The sequence below is a fragment of the Bacillus sp. FJAT-28004 genome (assembly GCF_001280845.1).
Taxonomy (GTDB): Bacteria; Bacillota; Bacilli; order Paenibacillales; family Paenibacillaceae; genus Pristimantibacillus.
In genome coordinates, this window is record NZ_LGHP01000001.1 from 2,984,356 (window position 1) to 3,005,327 (window position 20,972).

Below are 20,972 nucleotides of genomic sequence, written 5' to 3' on the forward strand. Positions count from 1 at the left end.
TATTAGGCACGCCGCCAGCGTTCGTCCTGAGCCAGGATCAAACTCTCCAAATTGGTGTTTGAAATGCTCATTACTTTTTTATCGCTTTTTTCGCTCATCCCGAAGGATTTGCGAGGCAGTTATTACTCGTTGTTCAGTTTTCAAAGAGCAATCTTTTCTTTCGTTTGTTACGTTTGTTTTTCTTTTGTTCCGGTGTGTTTCTTGGCCGGAATAAGAATATACCATGTACTCGCCTACTAATGCAAGTGTTTTTTGAAATTAATATTATATTTCTCGTTTATCCCTTAACTTCAAACATATTTAGCCATGACTTCAGATAATATCTGTTTCATACGTTCTATTAATTCTACCGGTTTCTTAACTGTCGCCTCATTTCCTAAACCAATAAAAAACTTCGTATAAAACCGAAGATCAACCTTTCGAATATCACCATCTATCCAGCCTGTTCCATCTTCACGAATATTCAACTTGGGTAGCGGCCATAGCTCAGACTCACAGCGCTGCAAGCCTTCCCTGCTTAATTCAACATAAAGATTAACATAGGTCTCCTGCGTCTGAAAGACTTCATCACGATTCCCAAGGTTTACATGTCGCAGATCTAGCGCTTCCAAATCAGATGTATCCTCTACTGCGGAGTGAATTCTATCACAACGGAATAACCGCAATTCAGCACGAAGGAAACAATAGGCACTACAGTACCATAATCCGTTGCTTGCATATATGCCAATCGGTTGTATTTGACGGCTTAACCGGCCTTCTCGTGATTCATATTCGATGAGCAATATTTTTTGGTGAATAGCTCCTTCAAGCAGGATAGATAGGTAAGGTGATCTCATTTGCCGAGCAGGTGTGAAAAAATCAACCCGGTTTTTCATTTGATCAATACGATCTCGCACATCTCCAGGCATGTAATAATAAAATTTGCTCAATGCGGAAGCTGATTCTGGTTCAAAGGGAAGATATAAATAGTGCCTCAGCGCATGGCTAGCGAAAAATATGGCAACGGCCTCTTCTTCCGTAAAAGCGATCGGCGGCAGTATTCTTTCTTTTAATACCTGGTACCCGCCATGCGGCCCTACCTCCGAGTACAACGGAACGCCTAGCTCACTTAGCTCTTGCAAATCTCTCAATATGGTTCTTGTCGATACTTCAAACTCACCCGCGAGTTCTTTGACGGTGAACTTTCGTTTTCTGTTGACAGTCATCATCAACTCAATGAGCCGTTTCGATTTTGACATATTGATTCTCCATTCGCTTCTTAATTATGACAAGTACTGTCACTATTATAAGCTACAATCAGTATTAAGCCCACTAAGGCTGACAACAATAATATGATTATGAAGAATGGAGTGAAGGCAATGCAATCTCAAGCTATTAATGAAGTAAAAGGATTACTTCTAGAGGAATTGGAACATATCGTGAAAACAACCTCCCATTTGATTCGCAAAATCTCTACAGACCATTGGGCGTACAAACCACATGACAATATGAGGTCACTGCTAGAGTTGGTCCACCATATCGTATCTATCCCTTCAAGTGATCTACTCATTCTTCAGGAAAATGATGAAGCGGTCATCCGTAAGTTGGAAGCGGATATAGCTGCCGATCAAGACAAGGAAAAGCTAATTGAATGGTTGACGTCTGGCATGCTTGAGGTCAGAGCTTATATGGAAAGTCTTCCGGAAGAGGAATTCCTACACAAGAAAACAAAACCTTTTTATCTAGAGCACGGTTCGGTACAGGCTAAATGGCTGATTGAGATTACTACCCACATTCAGCATCATCGGGCGCAGCTGTTTACCTATTTGAAGATACAAGGTTATGAAGTCAACATGTTCGATCTGTACTAAATAAATCCTATTCAATTCACTACTCATAATAAACAAGCTCTCAACTGTCTACTGACAGTGAGAGCTTATTTATTATCTTCATTGAAGTTCGTTATTATCGTATTTCAGCAAATAATTCTAAGAGATTTTCCTCTCCCGAACGATACCTTGATAACCATCCGGTATTTTAATATTCACTTTTACCGATTCTGGGGATTGGATGGTAATCTCAATAACTTGCTCATCGATCAATTTCCATGATACATCGATTTGTCCCGCATCAGATAGAGGAACACTGCCCTTCGCCCAAGTAAGACCACAAGGATTGGGACTAATCTCCACCTCTGTCCAGCCCATTGCGGTACTGCGAATGCCGAGAACTTCGCGTCCAAGGAAATAAGCAGGCGCTGCCGACCAAGCATGACAATGACTTCTAGTCAGCATATTGGGATTCGCCCGATTTTCCGAGAAATTCGGATACATCTCCCAGCAAGTTGTCGCATCATGCTCGATCATTTGTCCATAATTGCGGCGGATGTCTTCTACAATCGTTGAGTACTGGCCCGATGCTGACAATGCTTCATAATAGAAGAAAGACATGAATGGACTACCGATTTGAACAAAATGCGAAGGCGATTCCAACAAATACTTCTCCATGATGCTTCTGCGCTCTCCTTGCGCAACACCTGTCAAATAAGCGACTACCTGGGTTTGCACGGAGAAGATATCCGATCTGCGTCCATCCACATGGATACAATCCAAATAAGCAGACTGCTCCTCGGACCACAAGTGCAGATGAATGGCCGCTTGAAGATCATCGGCTGCTCCTGCAAATCGCGAACGCCCTTCCTCATCACCGGAAAAACCGGCCATTTCCGAGGCAACTCGCAACGTCTTCACTAGGAAGCAGTTCTGATGAGTGACAATGCCATCGTTAGGCTGATCAATCGGCGACCAGTCGAGCAGGTTCCAGCCCTTAATAGCAAGCAAGCCATCTTCATTAATTTCCTTCAAATAATGCTCTAGCGTAAAACGAATGTGAGGATACATCTCTTGGGCAAAATCAAGATCCGCAGTTTGCTCTACATATTCACGGCATGCAATAGCCCAGAAAAAGGTCCAGTTCGGAATAACGCTGCTCCAACCGCTCGGAACCTGATCCGCGTATAAAGGCGTTTGATCCTTCGATCCCGGTACAAGACGCAAGCAGCGTTTAACCATATCATTTACGCCAAATAAGTAGTTGCTGACTAGCGCTTCATTGCGGCTGTCCCCCACCCAGAAAACTTGCTCATAGGCTGGGCAGTCCACAAATGTATCTTCCATACATAGTTTGGTCGTATGACGGCTGATCTCCCATATATCATTCAATAACGGATCTGAGCATTGGAACCTGCCGATCTCCGCTACCGGATAATGGCTTGCTATATAGTGAACATTTTGTATTTTGACCGGCGTATTCGCATTCCGGACAGTCAGCATCAAGTATCGCAAGCCTCTGCGAATCGGAGAGACATGAGACTGTCTTCCTTCTTTGCATACATAGCGCACTGTATTGTCCAGTCCAAACGTATCTTGGCGATAATCATCTGTCATATACTCAAATCCATAAAAGTCTAAAATAGCACCCGCTTCTGCCTCAACTTCAAACGACAGATATCCTGTGAGCTCCTTGCCGAAATCAATAATGATTTCCGTATCTAGACCTGGATATATCGGAATAATTCCTGGCGAAGCATTCGGAATGACTAGATTTTGCAAGGCTACTGGAATAACGCGTGCGGTACTTTCCTTCTTCCAGACAGAGAGACCGAATACATCTACTTCACTTACTAGACTCTCATCGATAGGACGAATATACGGAGAATACGCAGCCAAATCTTGAACAGAAGTTATCTTATCTATTACTTGTTTATAGTACTCATCCTCAAAATCAATCTGTCTCGATTCCTGATGATCCAAATATACGGTACTGTCAAAAGGACCAATGCTAATAAAAGCAGATGCTCCCTCCGGCTGCTGCTCTGAAACTAGCGGTGATCGAAGCTCGATTGGAGCTTCACTGTAGATGCCCAAATGCAGCTGGCCCGTATGCATGCTTCCACTGACATCAATTAAGAGTAAATGATCGCCTTTTTGTATGGTAACTTCCGCATATCGTTCAGGAAGCACACCCGTAAACTGATCTGGGTCCAACTTCACTCCATTAAGCGATACCGCTCTTACACACTCACTTGCAAATGGAAACCCAAGTATAATATCCGTTTCCTCTTGGACAGATAGAACGGTAGCCGCATAACCCGTGAAGCCGACAACATTCGCATGATCCTCACTGCCCTCAACCATTTGATTGCGCATATCAATAGCCGTGGAGAAGCTGAAGGACTTAACGCTGCTCATGGATAAAATGCGGGAAGGATAAATAGGGTATTCTGCTAGCAGTGGAATGTCCCGCTCCTTTAACGTTTTCCACGGGCCCGTACCGACAACACCTAATGACGTTGCTTTCTCCCACGCGTCATCACTACCCGTGGCTGTAGTCCAATCGCTCTCCCACGAACCAGCATCGACATATTCAGAGTAGCCTTGCTGACAGGACATACGAGGCGAACGTGTATGATAGCCTTCATGAATAGCTGTGCTCCAAGTATGATCTGACTCAAGCAGCGTTTGCGTCCCCTCTTCACTGCTTCTGTCGAGCTGAACGAGCAGCCCGCCGCGGCCTCTCAAATAGTAGAAGGTAGATACCCCAAAATGATGTACGAGTACCGCAATCGTATTGGACTGCCCAGGCACTAGCAGATGACCAATATCGTACACATCATAAAATTGCTCCACAGTCCAAGAACGTACAGGGCCACGACCTACCTGTTTGCCATTAATATAAAGAACATAGCGAGAATCCGCACTTATTCGCAGTGTTGTCTGAATATTCCGGTCAAAATCATCCGATGTTGGTGCAACATCAAAGCTCTTTCTGAAGCAGCGCCATTCGTTACGAGGGCTTACAGCTTCTCCGCCCCAAATCCAATTCGCCTTCCAATCCCAATCCATCATGTTATTCCGCCCCTTCTATGCGAGTACAAGTATGTTTGCGCGTGCATTCTATCTATAATTATAGTAAAATCATGCTACTCAATTACCCCTGTTTCGGACATTTATTCCCTGAAAAACGACATCGGATGAAAGGAATGACCAGCTGATGACAAGCAAGCATACGCTGCTTTACAAGGGCGAGCAATATTTTCAAAAGAGTAAATTTATATTCGTAAACCGTGCTGAGGAAGACTTTGATCTGCCGCTGCACAATCATGTTTTCATTGAGCTTGCTTATGTAGCTGAAGGCAAGGGCTTTCATCATATTGGGGATGAGGTCGTCCCTGTTTACAAAGGAATGTTATTCATATTGCCCCCTGGCATTCCGCATGTCTTTCGGCCTTCAACGCCTTCTCGCAACAGCTCGCCATTAATTGTGTATAATTGCGTCTTCATGCCCTCACTTCTTCAATCTCAGAAGGACTGGATTGGTGATCAATCGATAGTTGATTTTCTGGAAAAATGTTTCAATGACGCTTCTACTTTTCACTCCTTGTTCGACTCCGACAGTGTTATTGAAGATTTGTTTCGCAGCCTGCTGCGCGAGTACGAGCTGCCGCGGAGCGGCTCATCCGCCTATTTACTAACGCTGCTAGTGCAGCTGTTTCTATCGGTCTATCGATTAATGAAGGATGCTAAGGAGCTATTATTAGAAGAAAGTCCTTCCGCCCGCTTCCATCATGTACTGAACTACATCGAGCAGCACGCTCATGAGAATGTAACAATTAGTCAGCTTGCAGATCGCTGCGAGTGGAGCGAGCGGCATTTCAGTCGTGTGTTCAAGCAGCAAACTGGACAAACCTTTCTCCACTACTTGCAGCATCTGCGCATAAAAAAAAGCTGCGAGCTCCTTAGGAACTCACAGCTGAAAATCAGCAGCATTGCGGAAGAGGTGGGCTGCAAAAATATCGATGCATTCCTCACCCATTTCAAACGAATTGTCGGCATGACGCCTCGCGAGTATCGACGAATCATACGTAACAATACATGATCCGTATTATCGGTTCATCATTTTCGTTTGTCCACCATGCGATGCCCTTCTTCTAATTCTATTTCGAGGAAACCTGCCATTTCCCGTGACTGAAAGCATAGCTCTTTGTTACTACCGACGATGATCATATTACGAGTATCGCCACGATCTTCTGCCGGTAGAGAGAAAGCTTTCGTGTATGGATAGATCTCTTTTAGCGTTGAATAAATTGAATTAATTAATTTGTCGTTTTTGACTTTTCCGAAGAGATTCATAATAATCGAACCGCTTGCGTTCAGCTTCTCTTTCGTTAACTCAAAAAAATCCAATGTCGTTAAATGATGCGGAGTTCCCTCTTTCGTGAAGGCGTCCAAAATAATATAATCAAAGCCGCCGGACGCTTGATTTTCAAGAATCTTCCTCCCATCTCCAATTACAACATTGTCCTTGCTATAGTTAAAATAAGTTCTGCTCAGCTCTACTACCTTCTCATTGATCTCCGCTATCACAAATCGTTTATCGGGGTAATGACCGGCGATGGTTCCAATTCCGTGACCGATCATAAAAACATTTTCGAATGACGGATCGTTAGTCTCCATGACATGCATGATCGCACGCGGATATTCCATTACGACTCGCTTCGGCTCCTTCAAATCTATCGCCCCTTGAATCGCATGATCAGAAAACTGCAAGAACCGATATTTCCCGATCTCCCCAAACAATTGATTGGCTTCATAGACGGTAATCTCTTGAGAGCCGCTAAGCTCCTTCGCTAACTGATACAAATAATCAAGCTCCTTCAGTATGTGTGGAATCCGCTTCATTTAATATTTTCTTGAAAAAAGCAATCGACAACCGCTTCTCGATTTCAATGACTCCTGTTTCAATAAATCCACTTTGCTTGTAAAGGTTAACAGCAGGTTCGTTTTTTGATCCCGTTGATACTACGATTTCATTCCTGCTACCTTCAACGCTTTCAATGTGATGCAGCAGCTTCCTTGCAATTCCTTTTCTAAAATGGTTGGGGTGGATAATCAGCCGATGGATATCAATGATATTATTTTCAACCGTTATAGCGATGGCCCCGCATAATTCATCGTTTATATAATAACCATAGAAGGTCTCGCCGCATTTGACCAGCGTAACTACCGTATCTTTTAATGGCGGTATTTCGTAAAAATCAATGAGTTCCGCTTCCACCCTATAAGCTGGAATTTGTATGCGTAACACTTCCTCTGCAATTGCAGCATCAGCGATGTCTATTTTTATAATCAAGGTTAATCCCTCTCTATTTCCCTTAGAATCATTCAGCTACTTCATATCCGTTCGTACTTCTCCCTCGATTGGCAAAATGGTTACGTTAGCATATTCTTTATTCGTATAACGATCGATAGAGCCTAGTTCCGTCTGCTTGCCCGCACTGTCAATCGTTCCATATTTCAGCCAATCGAGCATAAGGTGCTCTGAGAAATAGACAGAATCACCAAACGGCTTAGGTTCATTGCCCGCTTCTCCGTTTTTCCCTAATAAATCCTTTTGCCATTTTCTTTCTGAAATACCGCTATCGTTGATTTCATAATAGGTGATTAACCCTCTATATTTCATGGTATATCGGAGTGCCTCCCCTTGAGGGAAAGTATATACGAATGTGAAGCCTTCACCATATGGCGCAATATCCATGCCATTGTCAACTCCAGGAGTATGAATCGCAAGCTTTCGCGCTTCTGTAAGATCGCCATTCCTCAGCGTTTTAAACCGCTCTTCACCCGACGGTGTTCTTACAATAATCTGTTTCCCTGTGCTGTCGGGTCCTACTGTTCCGCCAAGCGTTTCCGTTACAAAGCGAACAGGAACGTAAGTACGTCCTTTCTTTACAGTAACTGGTGCATCCAGAGGAACTTTTTCCCCATTTACATCGGCTGATTTTAGTCCATCCTTTAATCGAACAGTCAAGTTCCGATCCGGGTTTTTGATCACAATCGTCTTGGTAGCCGTTTCGTAAGAATATTTGAGTTTCTCAGGATCATTAAAGGCTTTGAGCTGCACCATCGTTCTGCCGTTTACGTTTAATACATCATCCTGGAGCCTGCCGTCGATGAACATTTTAATGGGTGCCTTGGGTGCAGACGCCGCCATCGTTGCAGAACCCGCACTAAGCACACCTGCTATTGTTAGTGCAGCTGTCGTTGCTTTCATCCATTTTTTCATCATTAAAGCCTCCTGCGAATTTTTATTTTTGTTGCGATTCCACTTCGCCAACTTTAAAAGCGCCATCCTCCCATTTGTAAACAAAAGTGAGCAGCGGTAGTCCGTGTTTCGAGACTACTTCTTCGATACCATCTCCGTCTAAATCCACTTCTTCCGCATGACCCGTGTCTACGAGCAGGAATGGATTGGGTTTACCATCTGCCATTTCAAAATAATTTTGTATCGGCGCATTTGCTCCAAAGACGCCATTGATTCGAATAAGCGACTTACCATAAAGCTCCATCTCTTTGATCGATAGCAGCTCATCATTGTTTTGTGGGTGCACGCCTCCGACTACACCAAGCTCATAAAGACCAGCTTCGGACTCGAAAGCACCATAAACTTGCTCAGCGTCGCCCGACTTCGAATAAATGCTAATTTTTCCGCCAGAAATCTCCTGCTCTTTAAATAACTGCTCCATCTGAATAGTATCCACCTTCACAACCTTCTGAACGTTTTGAACCTTCTCGAAGGCAAGCGGCATAACGATCTCACTCTGCTTAGTAAGCTGTAAATCCTCTTGAATGATTTGTAGTAATTCATCCGTCGCTTCCTTTGTTAATGTATAGCCCTTATGTATGTCTTTCACATCCATAATAACGCCCTGTTCAGAACTCTCGTTTATCCAAAGGTTGAAGACATTTCTCACGAAATGCTGTTTCACCGTAATCGTATAGGTCGGTTGAAAGAGATATTTCATTGGCATCTGTGACGCTAAATGATGGGCCTGTCTTTTTCTCATCCAATAACCCTGTTAGTTTAGCTTGAACCAGTTGCTGCTCCTGCTCGCTATTTGTCTTTGTCTCAACGCTTTCGGCAGCACAACCAGCAAGAAGCAGCACCGTAATGACAGCTGAAACGAAATTTCCTTTCATTTTTTCGCCAGTCCTTTCATGAACAAAAAGATGTTCCTTCTCAACCCTATGTATAGTGACGTCAGTTGCTGTAAAAAAGTTACTTTTTTTTCATCAAATTTAATAAGCCGAAGTATGGAAGGAATAGACAGGAGAAAACTAGAATAAAGGAGTAAACGATATAAGGAGTGTATATATGAGTATTACCACTTATCCAGAGTTCGTAGAGCTTGTCGGTCAATATAAGATTTTTCCATTCTCTGATCTCATCCCTGAGCATCCGTCCCTCACCTCCGTGGTTCCTAGTGACAGCTGGCATACAGAAACCGAGTTTGATCCATGGATATGGCGGGTTAAAATCGTAAAGGATGAGCATGCAGCATATGGCAAGTTTTTTGGCAGCAAACTAACCTTCATTCACGTTGACTTGTTTCCGCATATCCCGGTCTTGTTATCCCAAGGAAAAAGCGTTGATGAACGCTACAGCAGCGGTCTTATGTCCCAAGAAGCCAGATATATTTATCATATCATCAAGGAAGCAGGCAATATCGACTCTCGCAATTTGCGGAAAGAGAGCGGGCTGACCGCTAAAGAGCAGAAGAAGGACTACGATCGGGCGCTTGTTGATCTTCAAAACTTTGCTGACATTGTCATTACCGGGGCACAGGAAGCTGACTTCGAAGGCGGTTGGAGCAGCATGTGCTTTGAAAGCTCAGATCACTGGCTTCAAACCACACTTGGCAAAGAGGCTGTTGCTCACGATAATCTAGCAGAGACCAGAGCTATCGTCAAAGCAGAGCTGAGCGATGTTTGTACGGAGAAAGCTCTTAAATATTTGGACAAAAAGCTTCATTTGAATCAATAACAAAGGCGCGACACGATAATCGTTTCATGCTAACGGACATAGAAGCCGTTATTTCTCAATAAGTAGACTAATTTGCTTTCTAACGGACACAGAAGCCTCTATTTGCCAAAATAGTACCTAAATGCTTCGAATAATGCTGAATAAGGGACGCTATGTCCGTTAGATCCAACAAAAGGGAGATTTAAAGCAAATAAGGTCTCTGGTGTCCGTTAATTCGAATAAGAGACCAAAATTCCTCTTCGAATAATAGCCAAGCACTGGTATTCATTAAAACATAAATCATTAAGTTATTAATTTATCATAACCTTTGGGATCAAGGTTTTCTGGCTTAATTTCACTCATTGAACTTGCTTCTTTCACTGTTTTTGAATTGCAAGACTGACAAATATAATACTTCGTTTGTTTTTCAATGAGCTTTCGATATTGGGGATCACTGTGATTAATATCAAATGATTTTCTGCAAAGCATACAGCTTACATGCATTCTATAATCACCCTCTCTTAGACAAGCTTCCAAAAATAGTTTAAATGATACAGGTGTAAATTAGAAATTCTAGGCTGGCATTTCCAAAAACATTGACCAGTATTTCCCTAATACTTATACTAATAGTAACTTTATTCGAAAGCGAGTGGTTATCATGCAAAAACTACATTCCGGTACGTTCATTATTAAGGTACGTAAGGGATAATGATTGCAATCCCTTCCGTGAAAATCTAATTATCGGAGGGAACTACGTATGTCTTTTAGTTATTACGGAGAACTTTGTACAGTGGTCTATGACCTTTCCAAGAAAACAGGGCAATCGATCGGTGGAGATTTAGAACATTACCGTGATCGTCTTAAACATTGCAAGGGGCGTATTCTTGAAGCGATGGCCGGTTCTGGTCGTGTTCTCATCCCGCTTCTGGAAGCAGGTCTACATGTAGATGGCGTTGACTATTCAGCCGAAATGCTGGCATCATGCCGTCAACGCTGTGAGGAACGCGGGCTGGTTGCTGAGCTGTATGAGTCAAATTTACAAGAACTTGATTTGCCTCATCGCTATGAAGCCATCATTATCCCAGGCGGTTCTTTCTTGTTAATTGAGAACCGAGAAGAATCACTTCAAGCTTTAAAAAATTTGTATGATCATCTTGAGCCAGGCGGACGTATTATTCTTGATCTTTTCCTGCCTGACAACCATTTCGAATGCGGGCAATTCAGCGGTACGTCGACATTCACCTTGCCGGATGGAGATATCATTACAATGGAAGACAAGCTTGTTGAAGCCGACTTATACCATCAATATAAGATTTCATATATAAAATATGAAAAATGGCATAACGGTGCGCTTATCCAAACCGAGCTGCAGCGCTTTGCATTACGTTGGTATGGCGTCGAAGAGTTTAAGCTTATTTTAGAAAACATTGGTTTTTCGGATGTGGTTGTATCAGCTGATTATAATTATGGTCAAGCACCAACCAACGGAAAACAAAATTACGTATATGAAGCGTTTAAGCAAATTGAAGATTAAATAGAGCAATAGGCTGCCATCATTGGCAGCCTATTATTTATTAACAACCTAAACTATGGGGTTAACGTCATTAAGCCTGTCTAAATAACAGCAGCTTGGACTCGGAGGGCGCAAGCTCAGCACGGTACATGTCTGTGCCAGCAGCTATATTCCATTCTGTTCCATTCCATAGATCCAAGGCAACGATTTCCCTAGAAGCATCGATGCCTAATCGTTCAAATGACAAGTTTTTCTCACATCCATGCTCTGCATCAAAATTGAATACTGCAATCCATGTGCCTTTCTCATCACTAAGCATGAACAAGTCCTCGCTTTTATTACCGCTGCGTCCTTCCACCGGACGAAACGTAATTCCCTTTCGCGCGATCGACATCACTTCTTTATTCGTCATCCATTCTTTTGCGCGCTGCTCCGCTTCCTTCATCCGGTAATCATCGCCAAGCAGCAGTGAAGTGCCGGCAATTACTGCGCTGTTCAACCGACTTCGACCTTCCGCCTCGGTGATTGCACGTTGATTGCTGCTCTTGTATAACACAACATGGTCGGGATCATTAAAACGATACAGGCTGTCATTAATCCACCATCCGTACGTTAACGCGTTCAGCATATATTCCGTATCATTGATCGTTCCAAATGCATCACAGGATACGCGGCGGCTATGCGCATAACCGTGTGGAAACAACGGAGCAATCGATAAATTAATTAAAAATGGTCGACCGATACGCTTCGGGTCCAACACTTCACATATACAAGCCATCCCTTTGTTATACGCTTGTATACCCGTCCGAACGCTAGAATCATAGAATACACCTTCCATCGCGCCATGCGTTAGGAAGTCCAGCTTTACATAATCAAAGCCCCGCTCCACAAAGCTCTCTAGCATTTGCCTGATTCTATTTAGCGCTGCTGGATGTGAGGGATCAATTGCATAGGCGCCATCCAGTTTCGGCAGCGGATTTCCCGCTTGGTCTTTGATGAGAATTTCACGATACGACACCGTTCCATCCGTTCCTTCAACCGGCGTGTCTGGATCATTACCCCAAAATGCGAACGGCGTATAATAAATACCCGGCTTCTGCCCATTCGACTTAACCCTGCTCACCGCTTCATTCATCTGCTCTTGGGTTAAATTGTCCCAAAAGGAATCAAAGTTGACGTACAGCTCCCCATCATCATCAGAGAAACCATTCAACTGCAGCTCCTTTCGGAAGAAATCTGACGTGTGCGCATATACGTCAAGATCAACCTTACTCATAACGGCAGACCAGCTATTCCAGCCCATTGGCACGCCGCCTTGCCATGGAAGCGCAGGGGACAAAAGCGCATTCGCCTTTCCATATGCTTCAAGTCCATCCCGGTAGTCGGAGAATGCTCCCACAAAAATCTTGGGTGAAACGATGCTTTTACCCTTCACGGAACCATGCGGCAGCGTGTCACGCGTCTGCATATCAGCCGCTCCTCCATATACGCGAAGCCTGCCTACCGAGCCAGGGAAAGTCCCTTCTACAATTAGACCCGTCTTCCATGTATCATGTGTCACGGACCCCATTACAAATCCGTTTCTACTTTCAGAGTGGTAGATCGCAGTTACCTCATAGCTTTGCACACTGCAAGGAATCGCATGGGAAGCGAAACGAACCCACTTATCATTATCAAAAGGTATAAATAGCGCCCTTACTTCCCCAGTCATATTGGAAGAACTACCGAATTCCATAATACTATTATCATTTAAATAGGAGACTAAGGGTGCCAGTTCATTCGTTTCCCACTCGAATTCACATTCCACTTCCAACTCAGCAAATAAATAGGGCAACTGCTCATACATTCGTATGTGCTGGCGAAGCACCGGTTTGCCTAACTCTTCGTGCTCAAGCGTCCATCGCAGGCCACGCCCGAATTCATCTTCAATGGCGTGTACCTCTGATTCATACACGGCGTGCGTGCTATAAAAGGTGGAACGTAACAGCTCAAGTCCATAACGAGCTTCTGCATATAGACCAAGCATGGCTTCCCCGCTGCTCCAACGGAGCGTTAACGTTCCATCTGCCAAATTTGCCGTTGCACATACTAAACCATTATCAACCGCGAACTCATCCGCCGTTTGCTTCAACTTTATTTCTCCTACATTAACCATGTTCAACACTCCCATCATTAATAACGAATCGAAACAATCAGCTAAGACTAGTCGATCAGCCTACGACACCCGTTCGCTCCATACTTTCAACAAAATGTCGTTGGACGAACAAATACATAATAATAAGCGGAAGAATGGCCAAAAGCACACCCGTATTTTGAATCATAGACAGATAGAGTGGATCCGCCTGCCCTCCTCCGGTTTGCAATCCTATATAAAATAGAATCTGCGGCCCAGCCGTCGCCATCATCGATGACATTACTTTAGGGTCGGTAAGAATTAAGCTCGTAAAGAAAGAATCATTCCACTGCCATACGAACGAAAATAGCATGACGGATACGAGCGCAGGAATCGCATTCGGAACGATAATTTTTATAAACGTCGTAAATGATCCTGCCCCATCGACAAAAGCCGCCTCTTCCATTTCCCTTGGTATTCCTCTAAAAAACTGCCGGAATATGAAGACAAATAGTCCCGTTTTTAACCCCATGCCGAGCGCAGAAGAAAGAAGAAAAGGCCAATACGTGTTTATTAGATTCCATGAGTCCCCATTTATTAAGGAAATGATGCCTAGAACATCAAAGTCTTTGTATTGCAAATAGGTTGGAATCATAATCGTTTGCGGCGGAACGAGAATCGTAAAGATGACACAGGCGAATAACAAGCCGCTCCCGCGAAATTTTATCCTTGAAAAGCCATAGCCTGCAAGCAGACAGGAGAAGGTTTGGAGGAGCATCACTCCTCCGGAAAGCAAAACTGTACTGAGCAGCACTTGGGAATAATCCAAGGCATTAAAAACCAGCTTAAAGTTTTCCAGGGTGAAATGTTTCGGGATCCAAACAACCGTTGAATCATAAATGTCAGACTCTTGTTTAAATGCAATTGAAACTTTCGTTATGATCGGATATAAAATGACAAATGAGATGCCACAGATCAGCACAGAACGAATCATAATCCAGACCCAAGCTTTAAATTTAGTAGTCCAAAAATGCAAGGATGCGAGTCTTTCCGCAATTGTCTTCATACGCTGTCTCCTTCCCGTTGTTTAGTCGTAATAAAACACTTTTCTGCTAATGAGCAAAGTAATTATCCATAGAACAAGCGAAATAATAACAAAGTACGTCCAAGCCATCGCCGAGCTAAGCCCAAAGTCGAAGCTTCTAAAAGCCGTATCTTTAATTTGCTTGCTTGTTTGACTCGTTGTCAGATTATCAACGATTGAATAGATCACATTTGTCAAAATTAACGGGCTAATCATCGGGAATGTGATTTTCCAGAAGGATTCGTAGGATGTTGCTCCTTCAATCTTCGATGCCTCGTACAAAGAGGCTGGGATCGACTGAAGTCCCGCCATAAAGATTAATATTTGCACACCGGATGAGGTAATGATTTGATAGATACGATTTACAGCGTTGACCAGATACTCAACAATACTTTTATTTACACCCGACTCTATTAGAACTTTTGCTAGATTCAGGTTTTTAAACAATGTGAACTCACCGCTGGTTTGTTGGCTCGCACCTCGCATAATGGCCTGCATATAATCCCCGCCTTCTATGGAAGCAAGAACACCCGAGGCCAAAATAACTGGAAGGAAGAAAATAGCTCTAGCCAGCGCCCTTCCTTTAAACCTCTGATTGAGCAATACGGCAGCAAATAAACTAAAAATAACGATAAGCGGCACGTTGATAACCATATTGAGTAATGATTCTGTCAGCGTTCTGACATATGACTCATGTTCAAAAAGGGCGTTTTTATAATTTCCCCACGCGGTATAGTTAATGGAAAAGCCTATATCGTTTATTTCTAGCTTACTAAAGCTATAACGAAGCGAATTAATGAGCGGTAGAAAGAAAAGAAATAAGAATCCCAATAACCAAGGGAGGATAAACCATAATCCGCCATACTTTTGTTTTTGATACAACGTCATCCCTATTCTTGGAAGCTTCAACGCTCGTCACCTCCAATGCCGTATCCCATCGCTTCGATCAGATCACCCTCTACATTTACGCTATAATCGTTATAATTGACAATCACCTGTGTCCCACCTTCATAGGTTGTTGCAAATACGCCGCTTTCCAGCTTTTTATGATCGATAATGACCTTTGTTCTAACCCCGCGAAGCACTTCATTGACTTCCTTGTAAGCAGCCTCTGCCTCGTCGATCCAATTCATATAGTTTGCAGCATACAAATAGTTGTAATCCGTGTTCTTCACTTCCGACGGCTTAGCATAGAACCACGAATAATGAAGATTCGCCCCAGTCTCGAGCGCCTGAAGAATGTGGAAACGAGTGGCTTGATCGTCAGCTATGTTGAGTGCTGTGCCCGTATAATCGATATAACCGTGGAGCACGATTTCGTAAAATGGAATAGCCTCGTCTGTCAGATTATATTTACTGCTTGTCAGCGGCGCATTGATTACACTATCAGCAAAAGGCAGAGCGTACGCATTCCCGCTATCAATCATGAGGCTGTTCACGGAATTATCCAGCTTTACGAGCTGCTCCTGTACAAGCTGCTTTGCTTCTTCTCTCATCATCATGCGTTTGTCATTAAAGTCGGAATTGAGCTCATTCCCTAAATCTCTCAAGGATAAGCCGGAAACATTCATTCGCTCGTAATCAGCTAGAAAGTCATCAACTACACCAGACAGTTTTGACGGTGAAAGAACATAAGCCGGTATTTTGCTCTTATCCGCAAAAAAGTTGGCTGCATTATAAGGAAACACATTGACCAATTGACCGGTTATATATCGTGCTCCATCCTTCTTAGGGCTAAAACCCCAGCTATTTCGGAAAACTTGCATAAATGCGGCGTCTGGATATACATCAACATTGTTGTTCGAAGCATAATCCAGCAATTGCTTAAAGCCTTGTTTACCGCCTAACTTGCTATCAACTGAAACCGAGCTCGGAATCTTATGAGAGATGCCTCCGTTAAACCAGCCCGTATAGCGCAGCTTTATATGCTCTAACCCTCTTTCCTTTAATTGCTGAAGAATCGCTTGCGCGTCGTCAAAGGTAGTTAACGCTTCATACGATTCATAGGGAATGCCCAGAAAAAACTTCCGCTTCGGAATGCCACCTATCAGCTCTAGATAGAATGGTGTTTGCTCCTCTTCCTCAAGCTTGGTCAAGCTCTGTTTCTTCAATAGATAGCTTTGATAATAGGATGCCATCCCTGTATACGATGCTTCTTTTCCTTGCAAGAAAGCATATCGCAAAGAAATGTCGCCTTTAAATGATTGCTTCTGAAATCTAGGTACGGTTTGTGAGTTCCAGTTGCCGGATAGCGTGAGCTGCTCGAAGGCAGTTAAGCTGTAACTACTGTAAACATAATTGTAAGAGTTCGTTCTACCGCTAATATCAGCTTCAATATTTCCGATTGCATCGCCGTTCTCGATGATGGCTAAGAAAGCCTCGTCAGCTTTTTTCAACCCAAATACCGGCAATCTGGCTATACTGTTTTGAATCGCTTTCGACGGGTTTATACGAGATGAATCCGTCCCATACAGCGTGGTCAAATAGGGAGCAGCTTCGAGTTTATGGTTATTCATATAAATCAGTGAGCCCGATCCATCCGGCACCATCATATATCCGCTGCGATCAGTGCCAGCCGCTCCGAAATAAGGCAGCACGGACAGCTTTTGCAGATGAAAATCATTCGATTCGATATGCTCGGTCGAAACATTCACAACCAATTGATCCTCTTCCAAACGATAGGATATCGGAAGAACAAATTGCGCCTGATTGCTAGTCGACTTACCTGAATAGGCTTCCTTATCGATATTCCTCTCCTTCTCGTCATAACCGATCTCGGATAACAATTCCAATGCACGCGAGAGCCCTACACCAGTGAGTGCAGCGTCCCTTCTCTCGTACAGCTTCTTTTCCTCATCGTATTTAAATCGCTTTCCCAAATCCTTTCGTTTACCTTCATCCTCGATTTTATCGAGAATAAGCGTCTGAAAGCGTTCTTCGCTTATATATTTGGGAATCTGATCTACACCTTTTGTTTTTTCACCAATGGTGTATGTAATTTGAACTCCATCTTCCAGCTTCTTTATTTCGAATTGTTTGTATTGAATACTTTGATTAAAATTGTCATACTGCTGCGGTTTTCCCGATGAATCGGAATAGCTCAGCTGAAGCTGGCTGCCTAATATTGATTTGTTATAGCCAGTTGCTTTACCGTCCTGCTCACGGTCTTGGGGATTCGAATACCAGGTCGATCCCTGCTTCTTATTTTTAACCGCAATCTCTGTCGTCTCATGATTGAAATAAAGAGCTAACGATTCATTTTCTGCAACCAATTCCATCGATTCGTTATCCGCTCCTGCAATTGAAACGATATTCCGCTCATCCTTTTTGAGACCAGCCTCAGGTTGAGCCTGCTCTTCGGATGACCTCGATGCAGTACCGGCTGATTCAACAAAAACAGTTCTGCTCGTCAAGACGATGATGCAAACTAAAAGAGCTGCGATCAAGCTCATTATGGGCTTCCTTTTCACCAATAGACCTCCTTCCCTACATGCGTAATGAGAGCTCGTTATAGATGGAGAGCACGAACCCTAACATTTGCTGCATGAGACTAAAAAACAATAATCCCAAAAACATAATAACGCCCATGACTACCAGGGTTAACGCCATCGTCACAATCGTCTTTAGCACATTGTACTGATGAATAGTCATCGTCCCAATAAACAACAGCCATAGAAACCAGAGGAACGCAAATGATTCCAAAAAATAATAAAACGTAGCCTCCTGAAGCGTGATCATGTTGCTAAGGATGGTGTTGAACAAATGAACGAGCATCAGCGGCAGAAGGGCGTACCCCGTAGCCGTTAAAATTTCCTTAAACTTTCCTTCACCATCCATTAGCGTCGTTAATGACCAGTTGGATACACACCATAAAATAAAAGGAAGCACGATATATTTCAATTCATTGATGCTATTCAGCTCAGTCGGATTATTAAAATTGACGACAAAACCTGAATATTGGCGCTGCAAAATCGTTGTAATCGTCAGCAGCAGCAGGATCGCTAACGAAATGCGAAGCTTGCCTTTGTTATCGTACTTCAAGTCCCAAAATCCATCGAAAGGATGGAATAAAATATAAAATGGATATTTAACCATTTGAGGATACATTTGCTTCCACCCTTTTCTTTAAACGTCGTCTTACCGCTATCCAAACCAGATACGCTCCAAAAAGGATGACTATACTAGTCATAAACGTCCCGAAATATCCACGCAAAAGATTTTTACGATACTTCCCGAATGCCTTCGAATAATATTCTCGGTCATAGCCAAGTTCGAGGTATTCCATCGCCTGCTTATAATCCCCTTGCCTTAACAGCGCTTTGCCAATACCGACGTAGGCCGTTTCATTATTGGAATCCAGACTTAGCAATTGCTTCCACATTGTGGCTGCCTCATCATGCTTGCCAGTACTGTATTGTGCATTCGCATCGTTTGTGAGCGTACCGAATCTGGTTGGAGCAAATACGTTAATCCGATTCATGCCGCTATCAAGCACAAGCAGATTATTGCCTATATTCGCGATAGCCACTGGATTTACAAATGTGCCCTCCTGTTGGCCAAGCTGACCGAAGATATACATTAGGATTCCGTCTTCGTTATACGTAAAAACTCTGCCGCGCTTCGAATCCAGTACACTGTAGACGCCATGATCACGTACGGTTATATCGGTCAGCGCCGAACCCTGCTCGGAAAACAAATCTCCACGAGGCGCGAAGTAACCTTCACGACGCAGTACATCAATCCCTGTCGAATTTAATTTCTTAATCGGATCAGAAGAATTCAGTTCTGTCGTTGTCGTATAGAGAAAACCTTCTTCGTCTAAATCTAAGTTATTGAACTCCTGCGGTACGAACTGAACCAATTTACTCTTTTGCGATTTGGTGGACATGCTCTTCCAGAAATAGTCCCATGCATCAAATTTCACTCGGTTAGTCCCCATAAAACCAGTAAAATGACCGTCTAGATCAAATTCAATAATGCCATCAAACACACCTTTGCCAACCACATATATGCGACCCGCCTTGTCGACTGCTAGCTTGATTGGCAAATATTCAAATCCCGTCCGGATAACCTCTGACTGCGGCGCGCCAATCTCTCGAACAAAAGTCCCTTCATTCGTTAGTTCAACGATTCTTTTGTTCTCTGTATCCGCAACGTAGATCTGACCTTTATCCGTTACAAATATGCCTTGCGGGTTTGCGAACTGATCCTGCTTCCCTTCTTTCTGAAACCCTATAATTTGCCGAATAACTTTCCATTGCTCATCAAAAATAACAATTCGTCCATTTCCCGCATCCAGCACATACACTTTTCCGTCTTTAGCTACGAATAAGTCGGACGGAGCGTTAAAATTGTCAATTCCGAGATTTTTACCATCAATAATCCTATCTGGCATATAAGCGATCGGAGAAGACCTTGTTGTCCCCCAGTACGTATACGTATACCCCTGATAGGGAGCCGCTAGGACCGTGAACTCGGACAGCGCTGTCACTAAAATGATTAAAGCTGATATAAGAACCAATATCTTATATTTCAAGCGTTTCCCCCCCACCCTATTCCTTAATTCCGGAAGAGGCCATCGTCTGGATAATTTGGCTTTGCGTAATGACAAAAATAATGACCGGAACAATCATGAGCATAAATGCGACAGCCGCAGCTACACCTGCACGAGCGATCCCGCCTTGAACGATCTGCCCCATGGCATAGTGCATCGTCTTCAGCTCTTCGCTATAAATAAATCCGCCGCCATCGGTGCCCCATAACATTTGAAACAACAAAATGATGAGCGTAAACCATGCCGGCTTAACTAAAGGCATGACTACCGTCCAAAAAATCCTATACTCGTTAGCCCCGTCCATTTTGGCCGCTTCAATTAATGCCATAGGAATTTGTTCGATAAATTGCTTCATTAGATAGAGTCCCAAAGGAAACGCGAATGCAGGTACGATGACGGCCCAGTAGGTGTCAATCCACCCGAGCCAAGACATGGTCATATAGTTCGGAATCGCGGTTACCTGTGCCGAGAACATCAGTGACAATACAATCATCGAAAACAATACTTTTGATCCGCGAAACTTATACTTGGCTAACGGATACGCTGCTGCCGAGGCGAGTATGACGTGTCCGACCGTTCCCAAAAGCGTAATAAATACAGTGTTGAAAATGTACCGCGAGAACGGAACCCATGACTTGGCCATGAGATGGAACAAATCAGGGAAATTAGACAGCGTAGGGTTCCGCACAAAAATTTTGGGAGGGAACAGAAACAGCTCGTCTAAGGGCTTGAACGCATTATTAATTAAGTAAATCAATGGGATGGCCATGAATGCTCCGAACAAGGCAAGCAGAATAAACAACATCATGTCGACGTACCAAGAACGGTTAATTCGTTTTGGGCCAATCAGCCGCATAGAAATTTTCAT

19 protein-coding genes are annotated in these 20,972 nt (G+C 43.4%); 4 read left to right on the forward strand and 15 right to left on the reverse strand.

Features of this window, described 5'->3' with window-relative positions:
* Positions 1-290: 290 nt before the first annotated feature.
* On the reverse strand, positions 291-1,238 hold the full coding sequence (locus AC787_RS12980; RefSeq protein ID WP_054025171.1) for a helix-turn-helix transcriptional regulator: 948 nt from the start codon (positions 1,236-1,238) through the stop codon (positions 291-293).
* Positions 1,239-1,358: 120 nt separating this feature from the next.
* Here AC787_RS12980 and AC787_RS12985 point away from each other — a divergent pair, with 120 nt between their 5' ends.
* Positions 1,359-1,850, forward strand: a complete 492-nt coding sequence (locus tag AC787_RS12985; RefSeq protein WP_063847621.1) for a DinB family protein — start codon at positions 1,359-1,361, stop codon at positions 1,848-1,850.
* A gap of 117 nt (positions 1,851-1,967) precedes the next feature.
* Here AC787_RS12985 and AC787_RS12990 read toward each other — a convergent pair whose 3' ends face one another.
* A complete protein-coding gene (locus AC787_RS12990) occupies positions 1,968-4,886 on the reverse strand; it encodes a family 78 glycoside hydrolase catalytic domain (protein WP_235560969.1) in 2,919 nt (972 codons plus the stop codon).
* 145 nt (positions 4,887-5,031) lie between these two features.
* On the opposite strand from AC787_RS12990, the gene AC787_RS12995 reads away from it, so the two are divergent.
* A complete protein-coding gene (locus AC787_RS12995; RefSeq protein ID WP_054025173.1) occupies positions 5,032-5,916 on the forward strand; it encodes an AraC family transcriptional regulator in 885 nt (294 codons plus the stop codon).
* Positions 5,917-5,933: 17 nt separating this feature from the next.
* On the opposite strand, the gene AC787_RS13000 is transcribed toward AC787_RS12995, so the two are convergent.
* The 5 genes from AC787_RS13000 to AC787_RS13020 are packed head-to-tail and all read right to left on the reverse strand — an operon-like array spanning position 5,934 to position 9,017.
* Positions 5,934-6,719, reverse strand: a complete 786-nt coding sequence (locus AC787_RS13000; RefSeq protein ID WP_082360741.1) for a spermidine synthase — start codon at positions 6,717-6,719, stop codon at positions 5,934-5,936.
* Positions 6,685-7,170, reverse strand: a complete 486-nt coding sequence (locus AC787_RS13005; RefSeq protein WP_054025174.1) for a GNAT family N-acetyltransferase — start codon at positions 7,168-7,170, stop codon at positions 6,685-6,687. Before AC787_RS13005 ends, AC787_RS13000 begins: the two co-directional genes overlap by 35 nt.
* A 36-nt stretch (positions 7,171-7,206) precedes the next feature.
* A complete protein-coding gene (locus AC787_RS13010) occupies positions 7,207-8,106 on the reverse strand; it encodes a copper amine oxidase N-terminal domain-containing protein (RefSeq protein ID WP_063847520.1) in 900 nt (299 codons plus the stop codon).
* A 19-nt stretch (positions 8,107-8,125) separates the two neighbouring features.
* Positions 8,126-8,731 (reverse strand): hypothetical protein, encoded by a 606-nt coding sequence (locus AC787_RS13015; RefSeq protein WP_152970627.1) that lies wholly within the window; start codon positions 8,729-8,731, stop codon positions 8,126-8,128.
* A 19-nt stretch (positions 8,732-8,750) separates the two neighbouring features.
* The gene (locus tag AC787_RS13020; protein ID WP_054025177.1) at positions 8,751-9,017 is read right to left on the reverse strand and encodes a hypothetical protein; all 267 of its coding nucleotides are present in this window, start codon (positions 9,015-9,017) and stop codon (positions 8,751-8,753) included.
* Between the two features lie 175 nt (positions 9,018-9,192).
* Here AC787_RS13020 and AC787_RS13025 point away from each other — a divergent pair, with 175 nt between their 5' ends.
* Positions 9,193-9,861, forward strand: coding sequence for a hypothetical protein (locus tag AC787_RS13025; protein WP_054025178.1), 669 nt, complete (start codon positions 9,193-9,195; stop codon positions 9,859-9,861).
* 282 nt (positions 9,862-10,143) lie between these two features.
* On the opposite strand, the gene AC787_RS35365 is transcribed toward AC787_RS13025, so the two are convergent.
* Positions 10,144-10,344: a DUF2197 domain-containing protein gene (locus tag AC787_RS35365; protein WP_054025179.1), complete on the reverse strand. Its 201-nt coding sequence runs from the start codon at positions 10,342-10,344 to the stop codon at positions 10,144-10,146.
* 253 nt (positions 10,345-10,597) lie between these two features.
* Here AC787_RS35365 and AC787_RS13035 point away from each other — a divergent pair, with 253 nt between their 5' ends.
* Positions 10,598-11,374 carry a class I SAM-dependent methyltransferase gene (locus AC787_RS13035; RefSeq protein WP_054025180.1) on the forward strand — a complete coding sequence of 259 codons (777 nt, stop codon included), beginning with the start codon at positions 10,598-10,600 and terminating at the stop codon, positions 11,372-11,374.
* A gap of 70 nt (positions 11,375-11,444) precedes the next feature.
* Here the strand turns inward: AC787_RS13035 and AC787_RS13040 are convergent, their stop codons facing one another.
* Genes AC787_RS13040 through AC787_RS13070 form a run of 7 tightly spaced genes read right to left on the reverse strand, consistent with a single transcriptional unit; the run spans position 11,445 to position 20,972 of the window.
* Complete coding sequence (locus AC787_RS13040; RefSeq protein ID WP_054025181.1) at positions 11,445-13,508, reverse strand: alpha-galactosidase; 2,064 nt, start codon at positions 13,506-13,508, stop codon at positions 11,445-11,447.
* Positions 13,509-13,563: 55 nt separating this feature from the next.
* A complete protein-coding gene (locus AC787_RS13045; protein ID WP_054025182.1) occupies positions 13,564-14,532 on the reverse strand; it encodes a carbohydrate ABC transporter permease in 969 nt (322 codons plus the stop codon).
* Between the two features lie 21 nt (positions 14,533-14,553).
* Positions 14,554-15,459, reverse strand: a complete 906-nt coding sequence (locus AC787_RS13050; protein WP_235560970.1) for a carbohydrate ABC transporter permease — start codon at positions 15,457-15,459, stop codon at positions 14,554-14,556.
* Complete coding sequence (locus AC787_RS13055; RefSeq protein WP_054025183.1) at positions 15,456-18,020, reverse strand: DUF5696 domain-containing protein; 2,565 nt, start codon at positions 18,018-18,020, stop codon at positions 15,456-15,458. The genes AC787_RS13050 and AC787_RS13055 overlap by 4 nt, the downstream gene beginning before the upstream one ends.
* 16 nt (positions 18,021-18,036) lie before the next feature.
* Positions 18,037-18,657, reverse strand: coding sequence for a Yip1 family protein (locus AC787_RS13060; protein WP_054025184.1), 621 nt, complete (start codon positions 18,655-18,657; stop codon positions 18,037-18,039).
* A complete protein-coding gene (locus AC787_RS13065; RefSeq protein ID WP_054025185.1) occupies positions 18,638-20,086 on the reverse strand; it encodes a tetratricopeptide repeat protein in 1,449 nt (482 codons plus the stop codon). The genes AC787_RS13060 and AC787_RS13065 overlap by 20 nt, the downstream gene beginning before the upstream one ends.
* Before the next feature lie 16 nt (positions 20,087-20,102).
* A complete protein-coding gene (locus AC787_RS13070; protein WP_235560971.1) occupies positions 20,103-20,972 on the reverse strand; it encodes a carbohydrate ABC transporter permease in 870 nt (289 codons plus the stop codon).

What these genes read in the sequence shown, in the direction of transcription:
- AC787_RS13025 (WP_054025178.1), top strand. Translation starts at nt 9,193, where the DNA reads ATGAGTATTACCACTTATCCAGAGTTCGTAGAGCTTGTCGGTCAATAT.
- AC787_RS35365 (WP_054025179.1), bottom strand. Translation starts at nt 10,344, where the DNA reads ATGCATGTAAGCTGTATGCTTTGCAGAAAATCATTTGATATTAATCAC.
- AC787_RS13045 (WP_054025182.1), bottom strand. Translation starts at nt 14,532, where the DNA reads ATGAAGACAATTGCGGAAAGACTCGCATCCTTGCATTTTTGGACTACT.
- AC787_RS12990 (WP_235560969.1), bottom strand. Translation starts at nt 4,886, where the DNA reads ATGATGGATTGGGATTGGAAGGCGAATTGGATTTGGGGCGGAGAAGCT.
- AC787_RS13020 (WP_054025177.1), bottom strand. Translation starts at nt 9,017, where the DNA reads ATGAAAGGAAATTTCGTTTCAGCTGTCATTACGGTGCTGCTTCTTGCT.
- AC787_RS12985 (WP_063847621.1), top strand. Translation starts at nt 1,359, where the DNA reads ATGCAATCTCAAGCTATTAATGAAGTAAAAGGATTACTTCTAGAGGAA.
- AC787_RS13040 (WP_054025181.1), bottom strand. Translation starts at nt 13,508, where the DNA reads ATGGTTAATGTAGGAGAAATAAAGTTGAAGCAAACGGCGGATGAGTTC.
- AC787_RS12980 (WP_054025171.1), bottom strand. Translation starts at nt 1,238, where the DNA reads ATGTCAAAATCGAAACGGCTCATTGAGTTGATGATGACTGTCAACAGA.
- AC787_RS13010 (WP_063847520.1), bottom strand. Translation starts at nt 8,106, where the DNA reads ATGATGAAAAAATGGATGAAAGCAACGACAGCTGCACTAACAATAGCA.
- AC787_RS13000 (WP_082360741.1), bottom strand. Translation starts at nt 6,719, where the DNA reads ATGAAGCGGATTCCACACATACTGAAGGAGCTTGATTATTTGTATCAG.
- AC787_RS13060 (WP_054025184.1), bottom strand. Translation starts at nt 18,657, where the DNA reads ATGTATCCTCAAATGGTTAAATATCCATTTTATATTTTATTCCATCCT.
- AC787_RS12995 (WP_054025173.1), top strand. Translation starts at nt 5,032, where the DNA reads ATGACAAGCAAGCATACGCTGCTTTACAAGGGCGAGCAATATTTTCAA.
- AC787_RS13070 (WP_235560971.1), bottom strand. Translation starts at nt 20,972, where the DNA reads ATGAAAATTTCTATGCGGCTGATTGGCCCAAAACGAATTAACCGTTCT.
- AC787_RS13035 (WP_054025180.1), top strand. Translation starts at nt 10,598, where the DNA reads ATGTCTTTTAGTTATTACGGAGAACTTTGTACAGTGGTCTATGACCTT.